Origin of the sequence: Virgibacillus proomii (genome assembly GCF_900162615.1) — a bacterium.
Lineage (GTDB): Bacteria > Bacillota > Bacilli > Bacillales > Amphibacillaceae > Virgibacillus > Virgibacillus proomii.
On the sequence record NZ_FUFN01000002.1, the window covers coordinates 1 to 1,326 of the forward strand.

Here is a 1,326-nt window from a genome sequence, read left to right on the forward strand (position 1 = left end):
CCTGGGTTAGAAGGTTCATACAGCCAGGGTGGTATCCCACGGGTGCCTCCACGTAAGCTGGCGCTCACGCTTCGATGGCTCCCACCTATCCTGTACAAGCTGTACAAACATTCAATATCAGGCTACAGTAAAGCTCCACGGGGTCTTTCCGTCCTGTCGCGGGTAATGCGCATCTTCACGCATCGTATAATTTCACCGGGTCTCTCGTTGAGACAGTGCCCAAGTCGTTGCACCTTTCGTGCGGGTCGGAACTTACCCGACAAGGAATTTCGCTACCTTAGGACCGTTATAGTTACGGCCGCCGTTCACTGGGGCTTCAGTTCTACGCTTCGTACCGAAGTACTAACGCTTCCCCTTTACCTTCCAGCACCGGGCAGGTGTCAGCCCCTATACTTCGCCTTTCGGCTTCGCAGAGACCTGTGTTTTTGCTAAACAGTCGCTTGGGCCTATTCACTGCGGCTCCTCCTACAAGGAGCACCCCTTCTCCCGAAGTTACGGGGTCATTTTGCCGAGTTCCTTAACGAGAGTTCTCCCGCTCACCTTAGGATTCTCTCCTCGCCTACCTGTGTCGGTTTGCGGTACGGGCACCTATGAGCTCACTAGAGGCTTTTCTTGGCAGTGTGAAATCCGGAACTTCGGTACTCATGTTCCCTCCCCGTCACAGCTTAGAATTATCGGACGGATTTTCCTATCCGACTCCCTTGCTGCTTGGGCGCACGCTTCCATCCGTGCGCTTTCCTTATCCTACTGCGTCCCCCCATCGCTCAAACACTCATGAGGTGGTACAGGAATATCTACCTGTTGTCCATCGCCTACGCCTTTCGGCCTCGGCTTAGGTCCCGACTAACCCTGAGAGGACGAGCCTTCCTCAGGAAACCTTAGGCTTTCGGTGAAAGAGATTCTCACTCTTTTTTCGCTACTCATACCGGCATTCTCACTTCAAAGCGCTCCACCAGTCCTCACGGTCTGACTTCACTGCACATTGAACGCTCTCCTACCATTGTTCCGAAGAACAATCCGCAGCTTCGGTGATACGTTTAGCCCCGGTACATTTTCGGCGCAGAGTCACTCGACCAGTGAGCTATTACGCACTCTTTAAATGGTGGCTGCTTCTAAGCCAACATCCTGGTTGTCTATGCAACTCCACATCCTTTTCCACTTAACGTATACTTTGGGACCTTAGCTGGCGGTCTGGGCTGTTTCCCTTTCGACTATGAACCTTATCACCCATAGTCTGACTCCCAAGGATAAGTAGTTGGCATTCGGAGTTTGACTGAATTCGGTAACCCGATGAGGGCCCCTAGTTCAATCAGTGCTCTACCTCCA

1 rRNA gene is annotated in these 1,326 nt (G+C 52.6%); it reads right to left on the reverse strand.

Going from position 1 to position 1,326, the window contains the following annotated elements:
* A 23S ribosomal RNA gene (locus tag BN1066_RS00010) occupies positions 1-1,326 on the reverse strand; the annotation flags it as partial.